General features: G+C 64.9%; 3 protein-coding genes and 3 pseudogenes. 2 read left to right on the plus strand and 4 right to left on the minus strand.

Going from position 1 to position 5840, the window contains the following annotated elements; all coding sequences use genetic code 11:
- The 4 genes and pseudogenes from AHiyo1_RS04740 to argC all read right to left on the minus strand — a co-directional run.
- A partial coding sequence (locus tag AHiyo1_RS04740) for an aminotransferase class III-fold pyridoxal phosphate-dependent enzyme (RefSeq protein WP_172465498.1) occupies nt 1-543 on the minus strand: 543 nt, incomplete at its 3' end.
- A complete protein-coding gene (gene argB / locus AHiyo1_RS04745; protein WP_059387787.1) occupies nt 540-1484 on the minus strand; it encodes an acetylglutamate kinase in 945 nt (314 codons plus the stop codon). The genes argB and AHiyo1_RS04740, both read right to left, overlap by 4 nt.
- A gap of 11 nt (nt 1485-1495) precedes the next feature.
- Nucleotides 1496-2663, minus strand: a pseudogene (gene argJ / locus AHiyo1_RS04750) (bifunctional glutamate N-acetyltransferase/amino-acid acetyltransferase ArgJ).
- Nucleotides 2660-3689: pseudogene (gene argC / locus AHiyo1_RS04755) on the minus strand (N-acetyl-gamma-glutamyl-phosphate reductase). The pseudogenes argJ and argC overlap by 4 nt, the downstream one beginning before the upstream one ends.
- A 186-nt stretch (nt 3690-3875) precedes the next feature.
- Between argC and AHiyo1_RS04760 the strand changes: the two are divergent.
- Together AHiyo1_RS04760 and AHiyo1_RS04765 are read left to right on the plus strand one after the other, a co-directional pair.
- Nucleotides 3876-4964, plus strand: a complete 1089-nt coding sequence (locus AHiyo1_RS04760) for a fatty acid desaturase family protein (protein ID WP_059387786.1) — start codon at nt 3876-3878, stop codon at nt 4962-4964.
- A gap of 135 nt (nt 4965-5099) precedes the next feature.
- Nucleotides 5100-5840: pseudogene (locus AHiyo1_RS04765) on the plus strand (quinone oxidoreductase family protein); the annotation flags it as partial.

Genomic DNA, 5840 nt, shown 5'->3' on the forward strand with positions numbered 1-5840 from the left:
CTCGAACGGTGCCCGGTAGGCTTCCTTGGCGGTCAGGGCCAGGGCGCCCATGGTGCGGCCATGGAAGGCACCTTCCAGGGCGATGATCTTGGTGCGCGTGGCAGAACTGTTGCGCCGAGCCAGCTTGAACGCGGCCTCGTTGGCCTCGGTGCCGGAGTTGGCGAAGAACACCTTGGAGCCGGCAGGAGCCTTGGTGATGGCCAGGAGCTTCTCGGCGAGCGCGATCTGCGTGGGGCTCGTGAAGAAATTGGAGACGTGCCCCAGCGTGGCCAGCTGGCTGGAGATGACAGAGGTGACGAACGGGTGGGCATGGCCCAGCGCGTTCACGGCAATCCCGCCGAGGAGGTCCAGGTATTCCTTGCCGTCGGCGTCCCACACGAGGGCTCCCGCGCCACGGACCAGGACCCGCTGCGGGGTGCCGAAGACGCCCATGAGCGAAGAAGAGTAACGGGCAAGCCAGTCGCTTCCCGTGCTCTGGGAAACGAGCGTGGTTGCGGCGGCCTCCGCAGCGCCGGTCGGGCTCAAACCAACAGTTTCGTTCATGCGTTCACTTCCTCGTCGGGGACAACTTGGGTTCCGATGCCCGCGGTCGTAAAGGTTTCCAGGAGCATGGAGTGCGGCAGGCGGCCATCCACGATGTGCGCCCGCTCGACTCCTTCATCGATGGCCTTCAGGCAGGCCGTCATTTTCGGGATCATGCCGGACTCCAGGCGCGGCAGCATCTCCCGCAATTCCGTGGCCGTCAGCGAGGAAATGAGCGAGGACTTGTCCGGCCAGTTGGCGTAGAGGCCCTCGACGTCGGTCAGGATGACGAGCTTGGATGCGCCCAGTGCCGAGGCAACCGCCGCTGCTGCCGTGTCCGCGTTGACGTTAAGCACTTGTCCGGTAGTGGAGCCGGTGCCATCCCCTTCGTCAAGGATCTCGGGGGCGACCGTCGAAATCACCGGGATGCGGCCGGCGTCGAGGATGTCCTCGATACCCCTGGGATCAACGCCCACCACTTCGCCCACCAAGCCGAGGTCCACTTCCTCGCCGTCCACCACGGTGCCGGTGCGCACGGCACGCAGGAGTCCGCCGTCTTCACCGGACATCCCGACCGCATAGGGTCCGTGGGAGTTGATGAGGCCCACGAGCTCGCGGCCCACTTGTCCGGTGAGCACCATACGGACCACGTCCATGGCCTCGGGAGTGGTGACGCGCAGGCCGCCCTTGAATTCGGATTCGATACCCAGGCGGCCAAGCATCGAGTTGATCTGCGGGCCTCCCCCGTGCACGACGACCGGGTGGATACCCACGTGGTGCAGGAAGACGATATCCTCGGCGAAGGCGCGTCGGAGTTCCTCGTTGACCATGGCGTTGCCGCCGTACTTGATCACCATGGTGGTACCGGCGAAGCGTTGGATCCACGGCAGTGCCTCGATCAGCGTCGCGGCCTTGTCCTGGGCATCGCTCATGGAGGTATTTTCGCGGGTGTGCGCAGTCATGGTCATCCCGTCTAGCTCGAGTAGGCGCTGTTCTCGTGCACGTACTCGTGCGTGAGGTCGTTGGTCCAGATGGTGGCCTCGGCGTCGCCGGCCTGCAGGTCGATTTCCACGAGCACCTCGCGGGGCTCGAGATCCACCAGGTTTCGGTCGTCGCCGATGCTGCCGTTGCGGCAGATCTGGATGCCGTTCATGGAGACGTTGAGCTGGTCCGGTTCGAAGACGGCGTCCGTGGTGCCCACCGAGGACAGGACGCGGCCCCAGTTGGGGTCCTTGCCGAAGATGGCGGTCTTGAAGAGGTTGGAGCGGGCCACTGAACGGCTGACGATTTCGGCGTCGCGCTCGCTCGCCGCGTTGAATGTGCGGATGGCGATGTCGTGGCTGGCACCTTCTGCGTCGCCGATCAACTTGCGGGCAAGCTCGGCACACACCTGGGTGATTCCTGCGCCAAGCTGCTCGGCGGACGGGATGGCCTCGGAGGCCCCGGAGGCCAACAGGACGACCGTGTCGTTGGTGGACATGCAGCCGTCCGAGTCGGTGCGGTCGAAGGTGACGCGCGTGGCGTCGCGGAGGACGACGTCGAGCTCTTCCGCCGGGACCTGGGCATCAGTGGTGAGCACCACGAGCATGGTTGCGAGGCCTGGCGCCAGCATGCCGGCGCCCTTCGCGATGCCCCCGACGGTGAACGAGTTGCCTTCGGAGTCGGTGCCGCTGAAGACTGCTTCCTTCGCCACGCTGTCCGTGGTCATGATCGCCGTAGCGGCGGCAGGACCGCCGTTCTCGGAGAGTTCCGCGAACGCCGCTTCGATGCCCGGGATGATCTTGTCCATAGGCAGCTGCTCACCGATCAGTCCGGTGGAGCAGACCACGACGTCGGAGGCGGAGATCCCGAGCACGGCCGCCACTTTCTCTGCGGTTGCGTGCGTATTTTGGAATCCCTGCGGACCCGTGCAGGCGTTGGCGCCGCCGGAATTCAGAACCACTGCGTCAACGCGCCCGTCGGAGAGGACCTGGCGTGACCAGTGCACGGGTGCCGCGGCCACGCGGTTCGAGGTGAAAACGGCTGCCGCGGCGTTTCAGGGGGCCGTCGTTGACAACCAGGGCAAGGTCCGGATTCCCGGACGCCTTGATGCCGGCTTTGACACCTGCGGCCCGGAATCCCTGGGGGGCGGTGATGGTCACGGGGCAACTCCTTGGACGTTGAGGCCGGCGGATTCGTCCAGGCCGAGGGCAATATTCATGGACTGCACGGCGCCGCCGGCGGTCCCTTTGGTCAGGTTATCGATGGCGCACGTGACAACCACGCGGCCGGAATGCTCGTCGAAGGCCAACTGCATGACTGCGTGGTTGGAACCCTGCACCGATTTAGTGGTGGGCCACTGCCCTTCGGGCAACAGGTGGACGAACGGTTCGTCGTCGTAGGCTTCGGCCCAGGCACTGCGCAGTTCGGCGGCCGTGACCCCGGCCTTGACCTTTGCTGTCGCCGTGCTCAGGATGCCGCGGCTCATGGGCGCGAGGGTGGGAGTGAAGGACACGGTGACTGGTTCACCGGCCGCGTTGGAAAGTCCTTGTTCGATCTCGGGGGTGTGGCGGTGTCCGCCGCCCACGCCATAAGGACTCATGGACCATGACCTCGGAACCGATGAGGTTCACCTTGGCTGCCTTGCCGGCACCCGAGGTGCCGGAAGCAGACACAATCACGACGTCGTCCGGCTGGAGAAGCTTGTAGGCGAAGCCGGGCGTGAGGGCGAGAAGGGCCGACGTCGGGTAGCAACCGGGCACCGCAATCCGCTTCGCCCCCTTGAGTGCGTCGCGCTGGCCGGGAAGTTCCGGAAGCCCGTAGGGCCAGGTCCCTGCGTGGGCGGAGCCGTAGAACTTTTCCCACGCCGCGGGGTCTTCGAGCCGGTGGTCAGCGCCGGCGTCGATCACCAGTGTGCCTTCGGGCAGCTGCGCCGCGATCTCAGCCGAGGCTCCGTGCGGGAGGGCCAGGAACACGACGTCGTGGCCAGCGAGGTTTTCCACGCTGGTGTCCTCGAGAATCCGGCTGGCCAAACCGTGGAGATGCGGCTGCAACTCCCCTAGTCTGGAACCGGCATTGCTGTGCGCGGTGATGGCGCCGATGGTGACGTCCGGATGGCCCGCCAGGAGGCGCAGCACCTCTCCCCCGGCATAGCCGCTGGCACCGGAGACGGCAACAGAAATAGTCATGGCACGACTATACAGCAAAACTATTCATGGTTGCCGATATTTATGCACGACCTTTTTCAGGGCTTTCTGGAGCAGCCCGGCTCGGCGCGCCGATTTGGGAGCGTATGCTGAATAGAGGGTGATCTAGACCGTGCAGCCGATCGTCGGTTGCAGCGTTGCCCGTTATGTATTACGGGGCAACTGCATATGTCACAGACCTCCACCACTGAACGTCCTAGCAAGGTCGTCCGGCCACCCAACGCCGTCGTGCTCAGCTATTCCGAGCTTCTCAAGACGGTCCGCGCGGAGGGGCTTTTGAAGCGCCGCGTCGGCTTTTATATCAGCGTTTTCGCTTCCCTGGTCCTCCTGCTGACCGGCACTTGGTTCGGCTTCGCGCTGATCGGCCCCAGCTGGTACCAGCTACTCATCGCCGCAGCCCTGGGCATCCTTTGTACCCAGTTGAGCTTCCTGGCACATGAGGCCGGCCACCGCCAGATTTTTGCCTCCCGCAGGGCCAACGACTGGTCCGCGCGTATCCTGGCCACGTCGGTTGCCGGCATCAGTTACTCCTGGTGGGAACAGAAGCACGGCGCGCACCACAACAGCCCGAACGTTATTTCCAAGGACCCGGACATCAAGACCGGCGCCCTGGCCTTCCACGTTGAAGCCGCTGCCGGCAGGCAGGGACGCTTCGCGTTCCTCACGCGCAGGCAGGGCTGGTTCTTCTTCCCGCTCCTCCTCCTGCTGGGTATCAGCCTGCAGTGGGAGTCCTTGATGTACATCTGCCGGCCCGGAGCCATCAAGCACCGCTGGGTGGAGACGCCCATCCTCCTGGCACGGCTTCTCGCCCTGCCGGTCCTCGCCTTTACCTTCCTGCCGCTGGGCATGGCATTTGCCTTCCTGGGCGTCCAGATCATGGTGTTCGGCTTCTACATGGGTGCTTCCTTCGCCCCGAACCATAAGGGCATGCCGGTTCTGCCGGAAGACTCCCGCGTCGATTTCCTGCGTCGCCAGATCCTGACTGCCAGGAACATCTCCGGCGGCCCCTTCATGAACATCCTCCTGGGCGGCCTCAACCACCAGGCCGAACACCACCTGTTCCCGGACATGGCCCGCCCCCACTTGCGCCGCGCCTCGGAGATCGTCCGAAGCTACTGCGAAAAGCACTCGATTGCCTACACCGAAACCACGTTGATGCAGTCATACGCCATCGTCGTGCGCTACCTCAATGAGGTCGGACTCGCCGCGGGCCGCGGCTTTGACTGCCCCGTCGCTTCCGCGCACGGCAGGGGCTGACACGCCCGGAAGTCATCCGGACACATTACGGCGAACCACCGCCCCGAGCCGCTGACTGGACACTCGACGGACTCCGCTCCCTAGGATGGTTGTGTGAATGCGGGCACGAAAGTGCCTCGACGGAGAAGGAGACCCATGACGCACGCAATCATTGCCCGGAAAGCCGGAGGGCCCGAAGTCCTCGAACTCACCGAGGCAGAGGTCCCGGTTCCGGGTCCGCGCCAACTCCTTGTCAAAGTTGCAGCCGCCGGAGTGAACTTCATCGACACATATCAGCGCAGCGGCATCTACAAGGTTGAGTATCCATTCACCCCCGGCTCCGAGTCGGCAGGCACCGTAGTTGCCATCGGCGCGGACGTGTGGATTTCACCGTCGGCGACAGGATCGCTACCGCTGAAGGATCCCGCAGCTACGCGGAGTACACCCTGGTGGACGCCGACAAAGCGCTTCCGGTACCGGACGGCGTCGACGACCACACCGCGGCAGCCCTGCCGCTGCAAGGAATGACCGCGCATTACCTGATCAACTCGTCTTTCCGCGTGGAGCCGGGCCACACCGTCCTGACCCATGCCGGCGCCGGTGGCGTGGGACTCATCCTGACGCAGTTGCTCAAGGCCCGGGGTGCCCGCGTCATCACCACAGTATCCTCGGACGAGAAGGAAGCCCTGGCCCGGGAAGCCGGCGCGGACGAGGTCCTGCGCTACAGCGGATTTGCGGACAAGGTCCGCGAGCTCACCGACGGCGAAGGCGTCAACGTGGTGTACGACGGCGTCGGCAAGGATACTTTCGACGGATCCTCGCGAGCCTTCGCATCCGCGGCGCACTCGTCTTGTTCGGGGCAGCGTCCGGACCCGTGCCCCCGTTCGACCCGCAGCG

The organism is Arthrobacter sp. Hiyo1 (assembly GCF_001263615.2).
GTDB lineage: Bacteria > Actinomycetota > Actinomycetes > Actinomycetales > Micrococcaceae > Arthrobacter.

Bases quoted from the DNA above. Each gene is read 5' to 3' on its own strand.
- argB (WP_059387787.1), bottom strand. From the start codon at position 1,484: ATGACTGCGCACACCCGCGAAAATACCTCCATGAGCGATGCCCAGGAC.
- AHiyo1_RS04760 (WP_059387786.1), top strand. From the start codon at position 3,876: ATGTCACAGACCTCCACCACTGAACGTCCTAGCAAGGTCGTCCGGCCA.